Origin of the sequence: Methylobacterium sp. J-030, from assembly GCF_022829545.1 — a bacterium.
Lineage (GTDB): Bacteria > Pseudomonadota > Alphaproteobacteria > Rhizobiales > Beijerinckiaceae > Methylobacterium.
On the sequence record NZ_JAKSYM010000281.1, the window covers coordinates 1 to 703 of the forward strand.

General features: G+C 68.8%; 1 protein-coding gene. It reads left to right on the top strand.

The window, feature by feature from the left end:
• Nucleotides 1-160 precede the first annotated feature (160 nt).
• Complete coding sequence (locus MKK75_RS20875) at nt 161-523, top strand: hypothetical protein (protein WP_244044433.1); 363 nt, start codon at nt 161-163, stop codon at nt 521-523.
• Nucleotides 524-703: the final 180 nt, after the last annotated feature.

Sequence of the window (703 nt, forward strand, 5' to 3'; positions counted from 1 at the left end):
GGATGCAGACGCCACGCTCGGGTGAGTCCTCCCCGGCGCGGTTCCCGGCTTTCCGTGGCCGGGCGAGGCAATGCGGCGAGTGCTTCGAAAACCTAACCCCGCATGCCGGCGCGGCTCCCTCTCGGAGGCTGGCGCCGGCCCCCACCACCGCAGGTTCGCCATGGCGATGAAATCGAAGTTCGCGGCCACGCCCGCCAAGCTCTCTCCCTTCTCGCAGAGCGTGCTGCGCGAGCTGGGCAAGCGCGTCGCCATCGGCTTTCCGGCAGACGGGGCCGGCCGCCAGCCCGAACCCGGCGAGCCCAACCTGCCGACGAACGCCATGCTGGCGTACCTCAACGAGTACGGTGCCCCCGATCAGAACATCCCCGCCCGCCCGTTCCTCGTGCCGGGTATCGAGAGCATCACGAAGCAGGCGGCCGAGCGGCTGAAGAAGGGGGCGATAGCGGCCTTCTCCGGCGACCTGTCCGCACCCGTGAAGGCCCTCAACCAGGTTGGTCTGATCGGCGTGGCCGCGGAGCAGTAGCGGATGACGGACGGCATCTTCGCGCAGCTGTCTGAGCGCACCCTTGCGCCCCGCCGTGCCCGCGGTCGGCCGGGCGCGAAGCACGCCCTCGAAACCGCGCACACGCGCACGGGGTGAACGTACTACACTATCAACAAAGCACGCAGCATGTTAACGTGAGCTCTCCCCCTTCTCGCATGG